The sequence below is a fragment of the Oscillatoria nigro-viridis PCC 7112 genome (genome assembly GCF_000317475.1).
Classification (GTDB): Bacteria; Cyanobacteriota; Cyanobacteriia; order Cyanobacteriales; family Microcoleaceae; genus Microcoleus; species Microcoleus nigroviridis.
Map to the genome: position 1 here is coordinate 35,999 of NC_019730.1, position 23,399 is coordinate 59,397.

Genomic DNA, 23,399 nt, shown 5'->3' on the forward strand with positions numbered 1-23,399 from the left:
AACTCTACTCCCTACCCCACGAAACTTCTAATTAAGCTACCTCCCATTAAAAAATAACCTATGACATACACCCCATCCAAACTACTTAGCTTTGAGGAGTTTATTGCCCTATATGGGGATAATACACGATATGAACTCATTGATGGAGAACTCAGAGACAGGTCACCTACTGGTCCTCACGAAGCGGTTGCAGGTAGTATTGCTGGTAGAATTTACGTAGAAATTTTTCGTGGTAATTTCAATTGGTTGGTTCCAAAAACTTGTTTAATAAAACCCCTATACGCTGAGGCCACAGCACTGCGTCCTGATGTAGTTGTTTTAGATAAAGCAGAACTTAGTAGTGAACCCCTTTGGCAAAAAGAACCAGTGATTTGTAAAGATAGTACAATTAAGCTTGTTGCCGAAGTTGTCAGCACTAATTGGCAAGATAATTATGCAATAAAAGTGGAAGAATACGCTTTTTTGAAGATTGCAGAATATTGGATTGTGGACTTTCGAGGCTTGGGGGGTTTGCAATTTATCGGCAATCCCAAGCAACCTACTTTCACGGTCTGCCAGTTGATTGATGGAGTTTACCAGCAGCAACAATATCGCTTGGGAGAGCCGATTTCTTCTTACCTCTTTCCCAATTTGCAATTGCAACTTGACGACATTATGCCGACTTAAAATTCTAGAATTTCTTAAAAATCCAGTGATTTAAATACTAGGTTCTAACTATTGACTAAAACTATGAGTGACAGCACCAGCTCAGAAAGTCTGGCTGAAGTTAGAGATACCCCAGACAAACCCATTACAGAACCTCGTCTGTACCAGAGTAGACCGATCGCCCCTGTTGCGACACCCCCTCCTATGGTATCCAGCCTCCACGCACAACTCAGAACAGACTTGTGGCAAGAATACCCTTCAGGTGTCGGCTACTTCCAACACCGAGCCAAGGGCAACCCCAACAACATCATTGAGCATTACATTGCCAGCCCCGGCGACATCACGCTGTTGCCTTTAGACGAGGCAATGCAAATTATTGACAGATTTGGGCTAACTGCTGCCAAATTGCACCTGATTTTTGCGGCTCACATTATGAGACAAGAAGAGCCGTGGAAAAGCTTATTCACTCTCGAAGGCAGTGACTTAATCAAGGAAATGGGGTGGGATAAACGTACAGACTTGCCAGTATCTCAAAAACTCAATGAAATAGCTAAAACTGCGTATGCTCTGGGTTGCTTAGCAATCAAAGCCACATGGGTTGAAGGCAAGCACAGAAAAGGTGGAATTAGAGCCAGCGTTGACACCTCGCGAATGTGGAATGTTCAAATTCAGCTAACAGGTCAGCAGAATCTGGAGGGCAAAATAGAGCATCCTGATGAAATCTACATAACCGTCCAACCGGGACTCTGGACTCATGCCTTCTTGAACAAAGCAGGTTACTTCGCCAAAGAAGCGTTGTATCAGTTTGGCTATTTAGCTCAGGACATTCTCAAAATTGACGCCTACCATGATGAAATGGCTTTGCGCTTAGCACTTCATCTGACGATGGAAAGCCGATTCCACACCAGTGGCATCTACAAAGTGGAGACACTCCTAAAAGCGCTATTACCCCAAACGGTAATCGATCTAGCTCGGTCAGACCGTAAACAAACTTACAAGGTGACAAAGAACTGGAATCGCACCCTGGAAGTGCTGCTGAAACTCAAGCGAGGGTTTCAGATCGAGTTTGACGAAGAGACTTACCCAGAATGGCTGAGACCTGGTAGCAAGTATCGAAAAAAAATAGGATACTTTGACACGCTGTTGGCAGCCAAAATTACTATCCATCCGCCAGTACCTATCGCCAAACTGCTTGCAACCAAGGCTGAACTCAAACAGCTTGGGCCCCGCATGAAAGAATCTCCCAAGCCTAAACTGACAAGCAATGAGATAAAAGAAGCAAGGGTAGCCAAAGGTTGGAGTCAAGCACAATTAGCAGGTTGGCTAGGGATGTCGCAGCGTTATGTATCTATGTTGGAACGTGGGGAGCGAATCCCTGCACCAGAACTAGAATCCCAAATCTGGCATCTGTTAAGCATTTCAGATTGACATATTTAGGACTTACGCACAGCCTCAATATACGGTGTGAAAGTAGGGGCAACCCCCCCTGAAGAGCCTCTATCCTGATGATGCTTAGCCTTAGTCCTAATTTGACATACTCCCCGCTAGTCAAGAGACGGGGATTCTACGCTCAAACAGCGACAGCAAGCAGAGCTTGACTAACATCGCCATCACCTTAGTTTTTTCCCCGGTTCAAGGGCTGTAGCCTCTGTATTCTCGTCCATCAAACTCAGGTGATGACCACTAGCCCTGTCTGGCGTGAGGAACGAGGTTACTAAGTTTCAGCGTTTTGATTGTGAGTCCAAGTTCCGAAAAACAATTTTTTTTGATCGAAGTCTCAAAAACCCGAACGTGAAATAGCGGTTTTATCCTTTTTCTCCGGTTCAGATTTAACACGCCAGACAGGGCTAGGTGATGACCACCCGTGTGTCCAGGACATAACTCTCACCAAAGCGACCCTACAAACCCACCTTTCCCGGCTGGTTTTTTTTTCAGCAAAGAATGCTCGGGCTGTTCTGAAACTTGTTCTAAAAAAAATAGGTATTGAAAATAGCTCTCAAATCCATACCCAATATAAGTTTGACCGTTAGAACAAAACCTCTAGAATGCCGCGACAAAACCTCTAGAATGCCGCGACAAAACCTCTAGAATGCCGCGACAAGTCATTTTTGAAACTCTTACCACGTAAAGTTTTCAGCCTTTAGAACAACTCTGATCAGTCTTATTAGACTGATTCGCCACCAAATCCCGTATCGGCTGGTCTGGCAGGATTGAAAAAATAGTCGCGCACCCTTTCTCATCTTTTAGCAGGGCGGTCAGTCTCAACACTGCTGGATTTAGGACAACTGCATCGCTACAAAAAAGCGATCGCAAAAGTACAAGACCTTAAAACCGCTTCGCTAAAGTTTGCCGATAGTTCAAGCGACGGCGCTATGAATCGAGTTCCGGCGCAACTACCACACCTGGTTGTTGAAGCCAACCTGAAATCCTGTTGAGTGCAGCGAGCGCTGCATTCGCGCTCAATAGCCCGCGGTCAAATTCACAACAACCGCTCTGGCAAACCTTGCGGCTGTCACAGTCGCATGAAGGGACATTTACGCTCATTTTTACCCCGGAACAAAAAATGGTTGCAGATACAACTACCTGGCACAAACCGCCATTCGCCCGACACGCCGCAATTTATGAAGCCCTAGCCGACATACTAGAAGGCGCTACCCCCAGCGCCGTCAAACTCGCCCTCTACCTGTACAGAACCTGCATCGGCGGCAAACCAGAGGAAATCGACATCTATGACATCCCCTTGGGCGAAAAACGAGCCACAAGAGTCCGAAACGGCAAGCCCTATAGCCCTAACACCAGGCGGGCAGCCCTCAGACAGCTCGAAAAACTCGGCTTGGTCAAAATTCTCAAAAACTACGGGCGTGGCATTTTTCGCATAGCAGTGCAGCACCTGGGCGACGTTCGCCCCTTCACTCACACCAATTCAAAATTCCAAAAACTGAGCAATCCGTCAAAAAATCGACTGAACCAGCCAAAAATTGAGCAAACAGGGGGTTCAAACCCTGATGGTGCCGTACTCTTTACAGAGGATAAAAAAGAACAGCAAAGCACTGAAAATGTTGCTGCTGTTTTTTTTAATTTTTCTAAAGAGGAAGAAAATTTAACATCACCAGATAAAAAACCACAGCTTGTAACTGGGATCAAATCTAAAAGCACTGAATTAAATAAAAATTCAGAACAAGAACTAAAAACCCCTAGTGAAAATAAATGTTCCGCCCCAACCGCTGAATGTCTGAGAATTAATTCAGATAACAGTCAGGCAGTCGATGTGGCAATGCCTTGCACTTCAGAACAAAGAGGTTTGACCTCTAAACCCCCGCAAAAACTGCTGACAGAACTCAACAGCCTCGACAATCCAACAATCTCTGCCGCCAAATCACCAATACCTACCAATAAAGCTGTTCCGTTAAGTCCTGAAATATCTTCGACCGTTACTCCCCAAGTTCCTGAAACTGTCGAACCAATTGCAATTGCCAACCCCGATGCGAGTGAAACTGTCAAAGCCGTTCTAATTACTAATTCTGATGCGACTGAGATTATCGAAGCGGTTGCAATTGCCAACCCCGATGCCACTGAAACTGTCGAAGCGGTTGCAATTGCCAATTCCGATGTGACTGAGATTGTCAAAGCCGTTCCAATTACTAATCCTGATGCGACTGAAATTATCGAAGCGGTTGCAATTGCCAATCCCGATGCAACTGAAATTGTCGAAGCCGTTACGCGAGCCACAGGAGGCATGAATTCTGAATTAAAAATTTGTGTCCTCCAGCACAGCTTAAACGAAATCCAAGCCGCCATAAACTTGCTGCAAGTCCGAAGCCAAACAAAGCAAATATCCAACCCTTCAGGGTGGGTCGTTGATTGTTTGCGCGGTCGCTGGTGGGAGAAAACTAACGGTTTTCAAAACTCGAACCCAACAAATGTTGTTTCGTCTCCAGCTTCAACAGGCTCTTCTCCAACTCCAAAAAATTCTCCTTCTGCACAGACAACAAGAATAACTGAGGATTATGTTGACCCTCATTATATGCCATTAGAAACTCATCGAACGTTATGCGAACAGTTCCAGCAACTAGGCAAAGAAGCTTTTGCCGCGCTAGGTATTCAGCAGCAAATTTACTTGCAGTGGATGCATCGATTTCCTCAGCAACTCAAACAAATTTTGAACAAATTGTCTACTACTTAGCTATGAGACCTAGCTGTGAAAACACTGATTATTCAATTCCTGTAGACAGTTTCCAATTCTGTAGGCAACTAACAACACAGTTCAAGTAACAACAATCTCAAAGGAGAGTACCAGATATGGGAGTCAGTTTTGTTGACAAAATTATGCCGACTAATATTGATGCAGAGGAAGCAATTTTAGGCGGAATTTTGATCGACCCAATCGCCATTAACCGAGTCGCAAATATTCTGCGTCCCGAAGCGTTAGCAATTACAGTCCACCAACACATTTATCGGGCCGCTTTAGCGCTGCACTCTAAAGAGCAGCCCACAGACTTGATGAACGTCACCACTTTCCTCGACGACCACAACCTGCTGGAAGTAGTAGGGGGTCAAACTAAACTGGTAATGCTGGTAGACCGAACTGTTTCAGCCGTCAACATCGACCAATATGCCTTGCTAGTCGTGGACAAGTTTGTCCGGCGCGAACTCATCAAAATTGGTAATGACCTGGTGCAGCTTGGCTACGAAACTTCCACCGAATTGGATGCCATACTAAATGAAGCCGAGCAAAAGATTTTTGTCCTCAATAAGTACAAAGAAGAGCGACAGAAAGCTATTCGGCCTCTTTCGGAATACTGCCACGAACTTTGGCGATATCTAGATGAAATTGAGGAACAGCGCTTGGAGACTGCTAACTACTGTCCTGGAATCAGCACGGGGTTTTACGACCTCGACGACCTATTGGGAGGGGGATTCTACCGAGGCGAATTGATTGTCATAGGAGGTCGCCCCGGCAGCGGCAAAACAGCTTTGGCTTGCGCGCTTGGGTACAACATTGCTTCCCTCCCCAGGAACGGTCGGGTTTTGATGTTTTCGATGGAAATGCCGGGTCGGGACTTGGCAGCGCGGCTAATGGCACTTGAGAGTGGGGTGTCGGTGAAAGATATCAGGCAAGTTAACCTAGCTGGTAAGTACGAAGTGCTAGCTTCGGCTTTGGGGAAAGTTAGCGATGCTGATTTTTGGATAGACGAAAGTTTGGAACCATCTCCCCTAGAGATTCGTTCGAGAGTTAGGGAGTTTGTTTGCGAGCGCGGCCCCTTGGGTTTGGTAATTGTTGATTACCTGCAATTGATGGTGAATTCAGCGGATGAAAATTTTGTCAATAAAATCAGCGAAATTACGCGGCAGATGAAGATTTTGGCTCGCGAGGTTGACACGCCAGTTGTGCTGCTTTCCCAGCTCAATCGGGGGGTAGAGACTCGCACAAATAAACGTCCAAGTTTATCGGATTTGCGTGGCTCTGGTGGGATTGAACAGGATGCGGATGTTGTGCTTGGAGTTTACAGGGACGATTATTACAATCCTGATTCTCCCGATCGGGGAATCGCTGAAATTATTGGATTGAAAGGGCGCAATAGCGGAACGGGAACGGTTAAGTTGCTGTTTGATGCTGAATGCTGTCGGTTTCGGAATATCTATAAACTGCCGTAATATTAAAGGACAGGAAAATATTGAGCTCTGTCGCCTTACTTCAGAATCCCGAGTGCCTTGACAAGCTGTTCCGGCTGTACCTCCAAATAGCGCTGGAGACTCGACAAATTTTTGTGTCCCGAAATCTCCATAATCACCCGCAGCGGCACGGCCGGACAGCGCATTTACATAGACCCGCTGCAATACAGCGGTGCTGCTGGGAATTGGAAATTCGACATCCAAAGTCCCAGCGGCGAGACTGTATCAACGAACTTAGACAGCAACAAAATCCTCAACCTGACAGAAACCGGCAATTACCGCATCGTAACGTCAACCAACGGCGACGCCACCGGCAGCTACGGCTTCAGCGTTATCGACCTCGGCTTAGTACCCGCCGTTCCCTTCGATACAACCATCAAAGGCACTCTCAGCCCCGGTTCGGAAGACGACTTATTCCGCTTCACCGGCAGCAAAGGTCAAAAGCTGTTCTTCGACAACAAAACCAACAGCGGCGGCTTCAACTGGATACTCTACTCGGCCGACAGCAAAGAAGCCAAGTATCGCGGCTCGGAAGCAGATATGGAACTGTACTTGCCGAAGGACGGCGAGTACGTGCTCGCCATCAGGGGCAACTCCAGCTTTACCAGCACCGTCGATTACTCGTTCGAGATTGTCACGCCCGACGACATCACAGTACCCATCGTCCCCGGCAGCAACGCGGAGCCCAACAGCGTTTACGGGGAACTCAAGGAAAAAGGCGAAACAGATTACTACACCTTTACCGGAGAAGTCGGACAGCGCATTTACTTCGATCGGCTGTTCTACAAGCAAGATATCCCGAACGGCTACTGGCCGCACACAGCAAAACTGATCGGTCCCAGCGGTGCCGCTCTGCCGATTTACAATCTCGAATACAACTATGACGGAAATCCGATTACTTTAAAAGAAAGCGGCACTTACCGCATAGAAATTGACGGGACTGAAGAAAACACGGGTACTTACAGCTTTAGCGTTCTCGACTTGGGACTGGCAGCACTCCTGAACTTGGATACCGACATCAGCGGCACCCTCAACCCAGGGCAGGAAACGCATTTATATCAGTTTACAGGCTCGAAAAGCCAGCGCCTCTTTTTCGATACGCCGGGGGGAACTGTAAATACAAACTGGACTCTTTACGATTCTGGGAATAACGTGGTTCCCGGCGGTGACGCTTCCCAGAATACCGACATGGAAGTGGTACTGCCGAACTCCGGCACTTACACGCTGGCAATCAGGGGCTACAACAACAACACCCCGGTCAACTACTCGTTCAAAGTAATTACTCCCGACGTGCAAGCCGGGACGCTGGCATTTAATGTCCCTGTTTCGAGTTCCATCGGCGAAAAAGGCGAGCAGGACGTTTACACCTTTACTGGCACCAAAGGACAGCGGGTGTTCCTCGATACGCTGATGGAGACGCCCAATAACCGAGCCACATTAGTTAGCCCCAGCGGCACCAAAGTCATCAACAACTCGCCGATGGAGTCAGACTCTTATTGGCGGAGTCCTGTCATTTTGCCGGAGAACGGGACCTACTCGCTGACTGTGGATGGTGACAACCAAACAACTGACCCTTACAGCTTCCGCCTGGTAGATGCCAGCAACGTGCCAGTCTTGCAAAAAGACGCCACCAGCCCGACCTCCGGCACGCTAAATCCTGGGAGAGCGATACAGTTCTATCAATTTACAGGAGCCAAAGGCGATCGCGTTTACTTCGACAGTCAAGAAAACTCAGGCACTGCCGCCTGGAGCCTCTACAACTCCAACAATGGCGTACTTGTTAACAACGTAAATCTTTCCACCGATTTTGAATACCCCCTGGAGGGAGACGGAACTTACTACCTGATGCTGAGGGGAGAAAACAGCACGCCCGTCAACTACCAAATTCAGCTAATTACCACGACTTCACCCCCCGCCCCGATGACGCTTTCTGCCCCCGTTACCAGCAGCATCAGCAAGCTGGGAGAACAAGATGCCTACACCTTTACGGGTAATGTCGGTCAAACGCTGTACTTCGACCCCCGCATCGGCAACAGCGATATCACCGTTAAAATTTACAGTCCCAGCGGTAAAGAGGTTTTGAATGGCAACACGGGTACAGACCGCCCGCCCTTCACCCTCACCGAAGCGGGCACTTACAAGGTGACAGTTGACGGCCTTTACGGTAAAACTGGAGATTACAGCTTCATTCTCTCTGACGCAGCGCCGCTACTGCCGTTGGGAACCCCGCTAAGCGGATCTCTGGCTGCAAAAGAAACCGTCCTGTATAAAATAAACGGCACGGCAGGACAGCAATTGACGTTCGCTGGCTCTAGCGCGAGTTCCGGTGCAGAGTGGGTGCTGTACGCTCCTCAAAACCTGCTGAACCCTGAAAGCTACTACTACGAAAACAACAGGGTCGGCTCGGCCAACCTTAACACTGGCTTCACCTCCACCCTGCCCGCTGACGGCACTTACATCCTGGCGCTGCGGAATCCTTCGGCAAATTCGGTCAGCTACAGCAACATCCAAGCCAACAGTACCCTACCGCCAGCTACAACCAACAGCGGGTTGGGGATGCCCTACGGCGGTACGCTGTCAGCACCGGGTGAAGTGGATGAAAACTCCTTCACAGCCAAGGCCGGGACGCTAATTTATTTTGACGGTCAAAGCAACGCTCCAGGGCGGTGGGTGAGACTTTTAAAGCCAAACAGCACTAATGATTTTGTCTTTAACAATCTTGACAGCCAGAGCGACGGCGGCGCCTATCAACTAACGCAAACAGGCCCCTACAAGCTGGAAGTTTACGGTTACCCTGCCACTACCACGGGCAATTACAGCTTCCAATTGGTTGACCTCAAAGCATCGCCAACGCTCGCCTTAAATGCCCCCATCAATGTATCCTTAAATCCTCGGGAAACGAAAGCATACAAATTCACGGGGACAGTCGGTCAAAAAGTTTGGTTGGACGGTTTAAATACTAGCGGTACCAACGTTACGGCAAAGTTGTTGAATTCGAGCGGGCTGCAAGTTGCTTATACCGGAGATTTATCAAACGATATTGAATTGCAGACTTTAGAAGCTGACGGCGAATACTATTTGGTGCTGCAATCAAATAATACATCGCAAACTACAGCCAACTTCCGACTGCTCGACAATACGGATACGGGCGCAACAACTTTAACCAGCTTGGATAATACAACTGTATCCGGCAATTTCGGTACGAGCAAGCGAGAAACTGTTTTGTACAAGTTTCAAGGCTCAGAAAACCAGACCCTCTATTTCGATCGCCTTGATGGGGATTTTTACAACTACTACAGGCTCTACAGTCCCAACGGCCAGCAGCTTTTCTATCAATACGGTGTCTCTGATTACGAACAAAAACTGCCAAGCTCCGGCGAGTACGTGCTCGCTTTTGATGGTGACAACCAAACTAATAACAATTACGGCGTGCGGCTCGTCACACCAACAGATGGTGCATTTTCCTTGACAATCGGCAATACCGTGAATGGGGAAATTAGCAAAGCCGGCCAGCAAAATACTTATACTTTTGCGGGTACGGAAGGTCAGCGTTTGTGGTTCGACAGCCTCCTGGCTGCGGGTAATATTAATGGCACTTTGTACAGCCCCACCAACGCTATAATCTGGAACAGTCAAAATTTGGGAAGCGATCTCGAACCCGCTGCTCTTACTACCCTTAAAGAAACGGGTAATTACCGCTTTGTAGTAGATGGTTCTGGTGACGCTACCGGCAGCTACAGCTTCCGCCTTCTCGATTTGGCTGCTGCCGCACAAACCACCTTTTTAGATACAAATACTACCGGCAATTTTGGCACGAGCAAGCGCGATGCGGTCGTGTATAAATTCACGGGTACTGGGGGTCAATATGTCTATTTCGATCGCATTGAGGGAGGCGGGTCTAACTACTCCGTCTACAGTCCCGACGGGCAGCGCTTTTTCTATCAGGACTTGTCTTATGACCCTCCCTATCCTTACTCCTACGATTACGGCGTTGAACCGACAAAGCTGCCTAGTTCTGGCGAGTACACTCTTGTTTTTAACGGGACGGGTCAAACTAATAACAATTATAATTTGCGGATGGTAACGCCCGATCTCGTCACCCAACCTCACACAATTGGAAATACAATAATGGGTGCGATTGGCGAACCAGGAGAACAAGATACCTACACTTTTACTGGAACTCCCGGTCAACAGTTGTGGTTGGATAGCTTGTTCCCCAGCAGCAACATTACCGCTTACTTGTATTCGCCAACAGGCAAACTTCTGTTGAACGGTCACAATCTTGGCGACGATAGAAATTCCTCAGATTTATTGACTTTAACTGAGGCTGGAACTTACACCTTAAAAGTAGACGGTTCCTACGATTATACGGGTGCTTACCAATTCCGCTTCCTCGACTCGGCAGCGGCAACTGTTACTTCTTTAGATACTCCGATTGCGGGGAACTTCGGCACTTTCAAGCGGGAAGCGATTGCCTATCGCTTTAACGGCACTCAAGGTCAGCCTCTTTATTTTGATTCTACGGTTGGCGATGCTGCTAACAATTATTTTCTCTACGACCCCTACGGAAAGCAGATTTTTGATTACGCGGGTTTGAGTTCTGACAATGAGAAAACAGCGCTGCCTTTTTCGGGCGAATACACTCTAATTTTGTCGGGCAAAAACGCTACCAACAACAACTACAACCTGCGGATAGTAACGCCGGATATCGTTACGACACCTTACACTGTGGGCGATACAGTTAGCGGTACGATTGGCGAAGCTGGGGAACAGGATATCTATGCTTTTCGAGGAACTATAGGTCAAAAGCTGTGGTTTGACAGCTTGGAAAATTCATCAACTTTTCTGACAGTAAAATTGGTAGACCCGGATGGAGTAACGGTTTTTGGCGAGTGGTATAACGGTCAATATGCCTCATACGATCGAGAACCTGTAATCCTTACCAAAGAAGGCAATTACAAGCTAATTGTAGATGGTTCTGCTGACAGTGCGGGAAATACTTACAGTTTCCGATTGCTCGATTTGGCAGAAGGCGAAACTTTGACTTTAGATGCTCCGATTTCTGGCAACTTCGGCACCAGCAAGCGCGAAGCTAAAACCTACAAATTTCAAGGTGCAGCAGGCAGCTCTTTCTACTTCGATATGACTGCCGGAGATCCGTACAATTACTACTACCTTTACGACCCATACGGCAAGCGCCTGACCTCTGGAGGCTTGACGAACGATCCCGAACAACCTTTGTCCGTTACTGGCGAATACTCGTTAGTTTTATCAGGTCAGGACAGACCTAATAACAATTACGAGTTTAAAGTGGTAAGGCCCGAGTTAACAACAGTGCCTTTAACTCTCGGTCAAACTGTCAGTCAAAGCATCGACAAAGCAGGCGAAAAAGATACCTATACTTTTGATGGTAAGGTCGGACAAAAGCTGTTTTTTGACGGTCAAACTGGGAACAGCAATTTGTCGGCGCAACTCTACGATCCTTTTGGCAACGCAGTTGTTGGCACGTCGGGCTATTCGAGTGTTAATACGAGCGCTGACTGGCAGCCGCCAACTTTGAATGCCAGCGGAACTTATCGCCTGGTAGTTGATGCCACCAACAATAACACGGGCAATTACAGTTTTAAATTGAGCGATTTAGCCGACTCTTCTCCTCTAAATTTGACCGCGCCCAATATCGGCACTGCTGAAATAGGAGAAGTTGACTTGTATAAAATTACCGGCCGTCAGGGTCAAGTATTAAACTTCGATTTAAGCGCTGCTGCGTGGAGCAACGGTGGAAATTGGGTGCTCTACGGACCCGATAACAAAGCAATAGTTTCTCCGCCTTGGAACTCAGCAGACTTTAAGGTGGCGCTGCCGACAGCAGGTTTGTACACCCTAGCTATTACCGGAAACAACTCTTCACCCGTCAGCTACAGTTTTAACGCGACTGATAACACGCCAACACCACAAACTAGCGCCGGACTCAATTCTACAATTAGCGGCACGCTGGCAGCCGATGGCACCATCACCCACAAGTTTACTGCCAATGCCGGCACTCAAATCTTCTTTGACAGCATCAACAACAGCAGCATCAACAATAACGGGCAAATCAGAGCAAGGTTGATAGCCCCTGACGGCACCAGAGTATTCGACAACCAAGATACCAACGCGAATTCGCAGATCCTGACCCTCCAGCAAACAGGGGAATATACCGTGCAAACCTACGGCTATTCTTCCTCGTCGAGCGGCAGCTATCAGTTCCGCATTGCCGAATTGCCCCAGAGCTTGAGGGGGGTCAATTACTTGGCAACCGGTATCGTGGAATCGGTAAGAACCAACGGAACGGAAGCTAAAGTTTATACTTTTGAAGGCGTGGAAGGCCTGCGAGTGGCTTTCAACGGCATGGCGGGAAGTAATGTCGGAGCAACTTTATACGACCCGATCGGCAAAACAGTATTTACTGCATCCAACTTCCAGGATACCGAACCGGTCACTCTGACTCGAAACGGTTTGTACAAACTGGTAATCGAAGGCCAGCAAGCAACAGACCAAAACTACTCGTTCCAACTTTTGGAAATGTCAGGAGCTAGTGAAATGCCGTTTAACGTGCCGGTGAGCGGTACGCTGGCATCCGGCACTGAAAGCAAGTTTTACAAGTTTGAGGGTACGAAAGGCGATCGCTTGTTCTTCGATTCTATTGTCGGTAATTATTCAAATTACTGGAAGCTAATCGGTCCTGACAACAAGCCGGTTACTTATAATTGGCTTGGCAACGATTTGGAAGTGGAACTGCCAGCTACAGGAGAGTACGCTCTGCTAATAGAGGGCGGGACTTCCAGCGCCCCGGTCAATTACCAATTCCGCGCTTTTCGTTACGAGAAAACCGCTGCGGATGTCGTGACTCCGGGAACGGGGGAAACGGGCAGCAACGCGGGGGGTTCGTCCGGTTTGTATCCCGTGAAGTTGGAAGCGTCAGACGGTCAAGGCGGCAAGGATATCCAAGAATACAGCATTCGGGTGTGGCCCGACCCGACCAACAGCAATCCGGTTATCGTCAGCGACCCCGTAGTCCGCTTCGGACTGGACGATAAAATTTACCGCTATCAGTTAGCTGCGGTTGACCCGGACGGCGACCGACTCAAATACCGCTTGGTGGACGGCCCGCTGGGAGCATTGATTAACGGCGATAGCGGAGAGTTGCTGTGGTTCCCGGAAAATATTGCGGCCGGGAGCAAAGCTGACTTTACCGTGGAGGTGGCAGACCCGCGCGGCGGCAAGGGCTTGCAAAAGTTTACCGTGGATGCTTACGGCGCTTTGGGTAAAATTCAGGGAGCTGTATTTGACGATTTAAACGGCAACGGTTTCCGCGATTCTAAATTAGTTAAAGGTAACAATCCGGCGATCGTCTTGGCAATTGACGTTTCTGGCAGCACGGCTGCTCCGTTTGATGGCCCGGCTGGAGTAGATGACGTTCTCAAAGCGCAAGTCGCCGCTACCCTAACTCTCATCGATACATTAATAGCTCAAGGTTTGGGCGATAGAGTCAATATCGGGCTGATTCCACACCAAATTACCGCCCAAATTCAAGATATGGACCCCGTAACGCCGGGAGTTCAGTTCTATACGACGCCCCTGGCAGATAAAAACAACAACAGCATCCCCGATATCCGGGAAATCCTGGCAAGCGCCACTTACACCACCCCTAACGGTCACAACGATTTTACCAAAGCAGTACAGGCGATCGACCTTCTTATTCCTTTGATGCCGGGAGACAAGAACGTCATCTTCATGTCCGACGGCTACGGCGCTTTAGACCCGGCAGTAGCAGCAAGCGTGCGGACTGACTTGCAAAATGCTGGCATCGGTCTTTCCGCCTTCGGAATCGGCAAATATTCGACCCTGGATACCCTCAAAAAACTCGACCCAGAAGCGGTAATTTTGAGCGATATCGACCAGTTAAGCAGCGTTTTCGGCGGTTTTGACCCCCGCTACACTCTAGAGCCTTTAATGGAAAACGTGCCGGTCTACCTGGATGTTAACAACAACGGAGTCTTAGACCCAGACGAACCGAAACAGTTGACCAAAAAGGACGATTCTGAGTCGAGTCTGGGCCAAACCAACTATCAGTTTACCTTTGACAACTTAGTAGCCGGTACTTACAAAGTGCGGGCTGTAGCGCCCAGCGGTTACGTGCAGACTGCCCCTAGTACCTCGGTTTTTACCGATACCGTCACCGCTGCGGGACAAACTTTTACCCATTTGTTCGGCGTCCACAAAGCAGAAGAACCGCCCAACTCGGACCCCACTTTCTTGACGGTAGCGCCTCCCTACAAGCTAAAAGCTGGAGAACCCTTGGTTTACAGGGCTTTGGCTTCCGACCCTGATGCGGATGAGTTAACTTACAGTTTGGTGCTGAGTCCCCCAGGGATGAGCGTTGACCCGAAAAACGGCACTGTAGTTTGGACTCCGACGGCAGCCCAGGTAGAAGAATATTATAAAGAACTGCGGGCGACGCGCGATCGCTTGATTGCTTTCGGTCGCCCAGAGGCGGCACCCTCTGCGGTGAAGTTCAATGTCGTCCTGCGGGCGAATGACGGCAAGGGCGGTCAGGCTTTGCAGTACGTTGAAGTGGAACTGGTGCCGCCCAACAATCCCCCGCTGTTTGCTTCCACACCGCCGTCGGACTTGCAACCCCAAGTTGGCAAGCGGTTCGAGTACCGGGCAATTACAAACGATGCCGACGGCGATACCATTACTTACGCGCTCTTGCCGGGCGCGCCTGCTGGCGTCTCCATCAACCCAACTACCGGCTTGGTAACTTGGACGCCGACATCCGCGCAGTTGGGCGCGAGGGCTTTCACGGTTGTTGCCAGCGACGGCAAAGGCTCAGAATCCAAGCTGGAAGTGCCGTTGCAGGTAATCGAGGCGATTCCCAACCGCCCGCCCGACATCACTTCCACTCCCCGCACTACTGCCCGCACCGGCAGCGGTTATTTCTACCAACTGGCTGCAACCGACCCCGACGGCAATCCGCTCGCCTTTACTTTGGTTTCTCACCCCGCAGGGATGACCCTCACCCCGGAGGGTGCTCTTGCTTGGACTCCGAATGCCGCGCAAACCGGCACCATCTCCGTGTCGGTATCGGTTAGCGATGGGCAAGGCGGCACCGACACCCAATCTTGGACTGTGGGCGTCTCGAATTCGACTGCCAACCGCCCGCCCGCCATTACTTCGGTACCGGATGCGGTCACTAATTTAGAAAAAGTTTACCGCTACCAACTGACTGCAACCGACCCCGACGGCGACCCGACCTTCTGGAGCCTTGACAGCGCGCCCAAAGGTATGGTAATCGACGCGAAAACTGGGGGTCTTAGCTGGCAGCCCACTCCCGACCAAATTGGGGAACATACCGTTGCGGTGCGGGCGACTGACGCCCTCGGTTCCTATACAGGTCAGGAATTTACTTTAAAAGTAACGGGCATTAACACGCCGCCCGCTATTGCTTCGATTCCGGTGACGGTTGCCGGGACGAACCAAACTTACAAATATCAAGTATTTGCGACCGACCCGGAAAACGATGCCCTGCGCTACAGTTTGGGAACTAAACCCGAAGGCATGAGGATTGACGGCCGCACCGGTTTAATCTCTTGGACTCCGGGTGCCAATGCTGTCGGTACTTACGAAGTAGAAGTTGTAGCTACTGACGCCCAAGGAGGCGCGGGAAATCAGAAGTTTGCCATACAGGTAGGAACTGCCACCGTCAACCGGCCTCCGGCTGTAGTTTCGACGCCGATTTTTGCAGCATCTTTGGGGAGTCAGTACAGCTATCAAGTAAGGGCGACCGACCCCGACGGCGGCAGTTTAACTTATCAGTTGCTGCAAGCCCCGACGGGGGTAGCGATAAACCAGACTACTGGATTGCTGACTTGGAACAATCCGACTGCTGGAAACCATCAAATCGTAGTGGGCGTCCTCGATGCCGGCGGCTTGGGGGCGGCCCAAGGGTTTACATTAACTGCGAGGGCGAATTCGGCACCCGTTATTCCTGCCGTACCGGCGCAGCAATCTGTAGCAACGGGCGCTACTTACCGCTACGATTTGAAAGCCAGTGATGCTGAAGGCGATTTGCTTTCTTATTCTTTGTTGCAGTCTCCCTCGGGCATGACTGTTGATGAAGAAGGCCGCATTAGTTGGGTTCCTAAATCAAGTGATGTCGGTACGGTTAAACCAGTCGAAATTGCCATCACCGATACCTTTGGCAAGACTGTTACTGTCGCCTACAATTTAAGCGTTGTTGCCGATACTGTCGCACCGAAAGTAAACTTAATTGCAAGCAAGAATGCAGCTAATGTTGGCGAGTCGGTTACGTTTACAGTCAATGCCGTAGATAACGTGAAAGTCGAATCTTTGGGATTGACAATTAACGGCACTCCGGTTGTCATAGATGCACAAGGCAAGGCAACTGTCAAGTTAAATAATTCAAATCCAATCACCGCAATTGCCACTGCTAAAGATGCGGCTGGAAATGTGGGGAATGCCACTCAAACTGTAGCAGCAATTGACCCGACCGATGTCAACGCGCCTGTTATCAACATCAGTTTAGAAGATGATGCAGAAATCACCGCGCCCTTCAATATCACCGGCACGATTTCTGACAGCAGTTTGGCATACTATACATTGGAAGTAGCGCCAGTCGGTGGCGGGCAAATTCCGGGCGATGGCGGAGGATTTAAGGAGGTTTATCGGGGAACGACTGCTGTCAGCAACGGAACGGTTGCGACTTTTGACCCGACTGTTTTGGCTAACGGCGCTTACGTTCTCAAATTCACTGCTTTCGATACCAACGGTAACGGTTCGACTACTGAAAGAACGGTGAATGTTTCGGGTGATTTGAAGTTGGGCAATTTCCGGTTGTCGTTTACTGATTTGACGGTTCCAGTAGCGGGAATTCCGATTAACGTGACTCGGACTTACGATTCTTTGAATGCGAATTCTAGCGATGATTTCGGTTACGGCTGGCGGATGGAGTTCCGGGATACTGATTTGAAGACTTCGTTAAAAGCTGACCCGATTTACGAAGAATTGGGCATCAATACCGTAGCATTTGATAGCAAGACTAAGGTATTCATCACCCTACCCGGAGGTAAGCGGGAAACCTTTACTTTTAAGCCGACTCCGAGTCATTTGAATCAGTATTTAGGGGCTGCTGGGCCGGGGGCTGCGATGTACAAGCCGGCGTTTGAGTCTCAAAAGGGTTCGACGGTGACTCTGACGGTTAAGGATGCGAATTTGATACGGAATGAGTACGGCGAGTATTACGGGGTTAACGGGCAGCCCTTCAATCCTGAAAATCCGGCGTTTGGTGGGGTTTATGTGTTGACTACCCAAGAGGGATTGGTTTACGAGATTGATGCTAAGTCTGGGGATTTGCTGACTGCTACTGATGCGAATGGGAATAAGCTGACTTTTAGCGATGCGGGGATTGCTAGTTCGACTGGGAAGTCGGTGACTTTTGAGAGGGATGTTGCTGGGAGGATTGTCGGTGTTGTTGACCCGGATGGCAAGAAAGTCAAGTACGAATACGATGCTAAAGGAGATTTGGTTGCTGTTAAGGATAGGGAGAATAATACTACGACTTTTAAGTACGAAGATGAGGACAGACCGCACTTTTTAACTGAGGTTATCGACCCGTTGGGACGGAGTGGAGTCAAGACTGAGTACGATGATTCCGGGCGTTTGAAGCAGATGATTGATGCCAACGGTTCTGCGGTGGAATTGATTTACGATCCAAATAATTCGATTCAGAAAGTTAAGGATGTTTTTGGTAAGGAAACTACTTATGTTTATGATTTTCGGGGGAATGTTTTAACTGAGATTGACCCGTTAGGGAAGAGAATTGACAGGGGTGCATCTCACTTTGGCGAATATGTCACCAAAGGGTTAAAATGGAAAAGCTAGTAAAATTGCCCAAAAATATGAGGTAAAGAAAATGACACCCTCAGACCAAGAACAGCTAAAAGTCTACTTAAAAGCGGCAGCAGAAATTCTTTACAGAAATACAGCTCCAAGCGAGTTAGAAAGCTTTGATAGCATAGAAAAGTCTCTCCGTCAGAAAATGCTAGAAGAAGTGGGACCAGAACTAGGTAACTTTTTTTTTCAGCAGTATCAGGAATTCAAACAGGAAAACCCAGAAAAATAAAATCAATAGTCGGTTCGCTCGAAATTACCGACAATCAAGCGAAATATTTTGGATTGAAAGCGTATAGTCAATTCAGTCCAATGATGGAAAAATGCTGTCTTTTAATTAGTGCCAACGAATCTTATCAAATGGCAGAAAAAGATTTAGAGATTTTCACCGGAATCAAAGTCTCTCATAGTACATTACAAAGATTAGTCAAACGACAAGAATTTGAATTACCTACATCTAAACAAGGAGTTCAAGAAATTACATTAGATGGCGGGAAAGTCAGGCTACGCAACGACACCAAAGGCGAGGGTTGTTACTGGAAAGACTATAAAGCCATTTGTTTAGATAATGTTTATTCGGGAGCATCTTTTCAAAATAATCAAAATTTAATTGATTGGACTAATAGCCAAAAATTGCGACATCCTATGTATTGCCTAGGAGACGGTCATGCGGGAATTTGGAAAATATTTCAAGAAATAGGAGATACTGAACAAAGACAAGAAATCTTAGATTGGTATCATCTGAAAGAAAATCTTTACAAGGTAGGAGGTTCGCTAAAACGTTTGAAATTAGCAGAAAATATGTTGTGGCAAGGTAAAATAGATGAAGTTATCAATCTATTTAAAGAGATGAAAAAACAAGCATTTAAAACATTTTGTAATTATTTAGAGACTCATCGCTGCCGAATAGTCAACTACCAATACTATAAAGAAGAATCCATAAGTTCGATAGGTTCTGGAACAGTTGAATCAATCATTAAACGAATTGGGTTTAGGGTAAAAATATCAGGAGCGCAATGGAAGATTGAGAGCGTTCCCTCTATCCTTTCTCTTCGCTGTGCTTATCTCAACGGTCAACTTTCAATTTGATGTATTTGCCAAAGTGAGATGCACCCATTGACAGGACTTACGATGATGATAATAATGTTTTGACTGAGACGGTTATTACTACCGAGTTAAATGCTGCACTTAATCCGGTAGAAGTGAGGTCAAAGACTGAGTGGACTTACGATGCGAAGGGGAATAAGTTAACTGAAAAAGACCCGTTAGGGAACATTTCGCGGTGGACTTATAACAGTCGGGGACGGGTTTTGACTGAAACTGATGCTTTGGGGAATACTGCGACTTATACCTATTCTCCTAGCGGGAATTTGCTGACAACTAAAGATGCCCGAGGCAGCGTTACCAAATACGGCTACGACACCAGAGGCAACATTTTAACCATCACCGATGCCACCAATAACACAACCAACTTCCAATACAATGCAGCAGGCGATGTAACTCATTTAGAAGACGCATCTGGTAACAAAGCTGACTATATCTACGACAGCAACGGCAATATGCAGCGGGAGGTAATGACAGTATTAACTCCCACCGCACTGAAAGAATTCATAACAGAATGGACTTACAATAACGAAGGACAAATTAAGTCTACAACTCAAGACGGTCGCACTGTAACCTACGAATACTCAGCCGGCCACCAAAGTGCCAGCATCGAAAACAACCGCCGTACCGAATACCGCTACAATGGGCAAGGAAAATTAGTCGAAACCATCTATCCCGACGATACTACCAGCAATTCCGACAATCCCAGAACGATTGCTGTTTACGATAAAGGTGGCCACCAACGGGCAACAATCGGTCGCGATGGGCGAGTTACTCACTACAAATACGACGATGCGGGACAGCTAATTGAAACCATTTATCCCAACGATACAGCCAATCAAATCCAGCAACTCCTCAACGCTATTTCTCCCGGTTTGACTTCCCAATCTGTTGACTGGACGACTGTCGTTTATCCCGACATTACTCCTGCTTATTTAGCCAGCAATTCTCGGACGAAAACCGAATACTATAAAAACGGACAAGTCAAAGCCGAAATTGATGTTTCGGGGAACCGTACTGAGTACGGATACGATGCAGCAGGCCGCGTTACCCTGACTCGTTTTGATGCTAACAACTACATCACTTATACCTACGATGCTGTTGGCAATCGCAAAACGGAAACTGTTTTTGCTGGAGGAACTTCGACGACTACTACTTATGATAGTAAAGGTCAAGTCACTGCAACAACTGACTCGAATGGCAAAACTACCAAGTTTGAATACGATGCAAAAGGACAACTGAAAGCTGTTATCGATGTCGCGCAAAAACGGACTGAGTATACTTACAATGCTGCTGGCAATTTGGCAACTGTTAAGGATGCTTTGGGTCAGGTAACGACTTACGAATACGATGATAAAGGTCGTCGCAAGGCTGTAATTCTACCGGATAGCAAGCGTGAGACTATTGTTTACAATGATGCCCAGAAAACTGTTACGATTACTGACTTCAATAATAAGGCAGTTACGTACACTTATAACGATCTCAACCAAGTTGTTAGCAAGCAGTATCAGAATGCCAGCGGTGCGACTGTTAGCGTTACTTACTCGAATAACGAATTGGAGGAAACTATTACTGATAACCGGGGTTCGACTGTTTACAAGTACGACAGTTTGGGGCAGTTGCTTTCTCGAAAAGACCCGACTGGTCCTTATCTTGCCAGCGGGAATTCGATTGAATACAAGTATGAAGGCGGGCAAGTTAGCGAGGTAAAAACTCCGACTCGCACTACCAACTACACCTACTACACGGAAGGCGATGCTGAAGGTCGCTTAAAGACTGTTAGCACGCCGGATTTGGGGACGATAACGTATGTCTATTACCCGGATGGCAATCTGTGGAAAACTTTGTATCCCAATAATTTAGTTGAGACTCGGACTTACGATGCTTTGGGACGGTTGGATGTGGTGAAAACTGCCAAGATTGACCCGGTTACTCAGCAGGAGTTGCAGGTTGTTTCCAGTTATGATTATCTGGTCGATGGTGCGGGCAATCGCAAGGAAGTAGTAGAACAAAACGGGCGGAAAGTTGAGTACAAGTACGACGATTTGCATCGCTTGTTGGAGGAGAAGGTTACTAACGATCCGAATGGAAACAATCGGGTTGTCAGTTACACTTACGATGCTGTTGGCAATCGGTTGACTAAGACTGATTCTGTGAGTGGAGTTACGACTTATACTTACAACAATTTGAATCAGCTCGATTTCTTGACTGCTAGTGGAGTGGTAACTGATTACACTTACGATGACAGTGGGAATTTGGTTTCTGAGGTAACTGGAAGCAATTCTACTGTTTATCGGTGGGAGAATGATGGCGAGAATCGGTTGGTGGGGGTGACGGTTAATGAGGGTGGTGTTATTCGGAATATCGGGTATAAATACAATGCACAGGGGATTCGAGTTGGTAAGGTTGTTGATGGGGTGGAGACTCGATATTTGATTGATGAGTTGCAACCTTATTCTCAGGTTGTTGAGGAGTATGATGCTCTTGGGAATGCGAAGGGTTCTTACGTCTACGGGTACGATTTGATTGGGAAGTTGCAGGGGAATCAGCCGTCGTTTTATCATGCTGATGGGTTGGGTTCGACTCGGTTGCTGACGAATGGTTTGGGTGGGGTTACTGATAGTTATGCTTATGATGCTTATGGCAATTTAATTTTCTCAACTGGGGGTTCTAATAATGCTTATTTGTTTGCTGGGGAACAGCGGGATTCTGAGACTGGGTTGGATTATTTGCGGGCGCGGTATTATGACCCGTTGGTGGGGAGGTTTGTTTCTGCTGATGCTTATGAGGGGAATTTAAGTGACCCGATGAGTTTGCATGATTATCAGTATGCTCATGCTAATCCGGTGGTGAATACTGACCCTAGTGGGTATTTCTCTATTGGAGAGTTGTTGGGTACTCTGGCTGGGTATTCGGTGTTGGCTGGGTTGAGTTATACGACTGGAAGTGCTGTGGGGACTGTGGCTGGAGGAGGAAGCGTTTGGGATGCTGTTGCTAAGTACGATCAGTTTTTTGCTGGTTTAACAGATGCTTTGACCTTTGGAATTAGTTCGCATCTTCGGACATCAATATACGGAGAAACAGCTACAAATAATCACAAGGGAATTTTCTTTAACTTGGGTCGGCTTGGTGGGGCGATTGCTAGTATGTGGATTGGTGCTGGTGGTACTACATTTGCTGAATTCAGTACGGCGAGTTGGTTGCCGAGAGCTGCGTTGGGTTACGATCTATTTGGTACTGGGCTTGGCATGGCTCAAAGTACAATTAATGTTGCCAAAGGTCAAGCTACTTGGTGGGATATTCTTCCTTTTTTACCAGCTCTTACTTGGTTTAATATTAAGTACAAAGTCAATATTAAGGGGTTGGGTAGTAATCTTGGTAATCTTGAAATTAGTAGGAGCTTGAGTTCTGCTCTTCAAGACTTTCGACAAAATACGCTTAGAGTGGTTAGAAAGGTGACAACTACTAAGTTAGGTAAACGACAAGTCATGGGTGGAACAGCCGGGGTAGCTATAAGTGATATACCAGGTTTTGAAAGCCGTGTTTTCGGAGGTGGTTCACCAAAGGCTCGGGTCAATATTGGGGCATTTGAAGAAACTAGATTCAAGTCGCCGAATGATATTAATAGTAACCATGCGGAAGGCGACCTGGTAACTCAAATTCATGAAGCTATTAGGTCTAGTAACTTGAGTCAAAATGATTTAGCTGGTAAAACAGTTTATATGCATATTGAAGCCTATCCATGTAATACCTGCATAGCTGGGTTAGGTATTGATTCAGATCCAGAAGCAGTAGGAGGTGTAATTAAGCAATTTAGCAAGGAATATCCAGGACTAACAATTATTGTGACTAATGAAGAAACTCCGGCAGTTATCACAATAAAAAATGGTATTCGCCTCTAGATATTCCTCTCATAAATTCAAACAATAAGCTTTATGTTACTTTGGAGAGTGATAATCGAAAAATTGCTTGCAACAGAGTGCTAAAGAGTGATACAATTATTCTGTGTTAAAAAGCTCATAAAA

The 23,399-nt window shown here is 47.5% G+C and carries 7 protein-coding genes; all 7 read left to right on the forward strand.

The annotated features are described in order from the left end of the window. The first annotated feature begins 60 nt into the window (after window positions 1-60). The 7 genes from OSC7112_RS32320 (at window position 61) to OSC7112_RS32355 (ending at window position 23,276) form a co-directional block, all read left to right on the forward strand. Window positions 61-666: a Uma2 family endonuclease gene (locus OSC7112_RS32320; RefSeq protein ID WP_015179646.1), complete on the forward strand. Its 606-nt coding sequence runs from the start codon at window positions 61-63 to the stop codon at window positions 664-666. 63 nt (window positions 667-729) lie between these two features. Then, a complete protein-coding gene (locus tag OSC7112_RS32325) occupies window positions 730-2,073 on the forward strand; it encodes a helix-turn-helix domain-containing protein (protein ID WP_015179647.1) in 1,344 nt (447 codons plus the stop codon). A 1,135-nt stretch (window positions 2,074-3,208) separates the two neighbouring features. Continuing rightward, window positions 3,209-4,828, forward strand: a complete 1,620-nt coding sequence (locus tag OSC7112_RS32330; protein ID WP_015179648.1) for a hypothetical protein — start codon at window positions 3,209-3,211, stop codon at window positions 4,826-4,828. A 116-nt stretch (window positions 4,829-4,944) separates the two neighbouring features. Continuing rightward, a complete protein-coding gene (gene dnaB, locus OSC7112_RS32335; protein WP_015179649.1) occupies window positions 4,945-6,300 on the forward strand; it encodes a replicative DNA helicase in 1,356 nt (451 codons plus the stop codon). A gap of 111 nt (window positions 6,301-6,411) precedes the next feature. Further along, complete coding sequence (locus OSC7112_RS32340) at window positions 6,412-18,261, forward strand: putative Ig domain-containing protein (RefSeq protein WP_015179650.1); 11,850 nt, start codon at window positions 6,412-6,414, stop codon at window positions 18,259-18,261. Window positions 18,262-18,292: 31 nt separating this feature from the next. Further along, a protein-coding gene (locus OSC7112_RS32350) for an ISKra4-like element ISOni2 family transposase (protein ID WP_150111564.1) occupies window positions 18,293-19,359 on the forward strand; the annotation gives its coding sequence in 2 pieces (ribosomal slippage) (window positions 18,293-18,461 and window positions 18,461-19,359; 1,068 coding nt in all). Window positions 19,360-19,418: 59 nt separating this feature from the next. Next, a complete protein-coding gene (locus OSC7112_RS32355; protein WP_015179651.1) occupies window positions 19,419-23,276 on the forward strand; it encodes an RHS repeat-associated core domain-containing protein in 3,858 nt (1,285 codons plus the stop codon). Window positions 23,277-23,399 lie beyond the last annotated feature (123 nt).

Coding starts and splice junctions, on each gene's coding strand:
- dnaB (WP_015179649.1), top strand. CDS start 4,945: ATGGGAGTCAGTTTTGTTGACAAAATTATGCCGACTAATATTGATGCA.
- OSC7112_RS32320 (WP_015179646.1), top strand. CDS start 61: ATGACATACACCCCATCCAAACTACTTAGCTTTGAGGAGTTTATTGCC.
- OSC7112_RS32330 (WP_015179648.1), top strand. CDS start 3,209: ATGGTTGCAGATACAACTACCTGGCACAAACCGCCATTCGCCCGACAC.
- OSC7112_RS32325 (WP_015179647.1), top strand. CDS start 730: ATGAGTGACAGCACCAGCTCAGAAAGTCTGGCTGAAGTTAGAGATACC.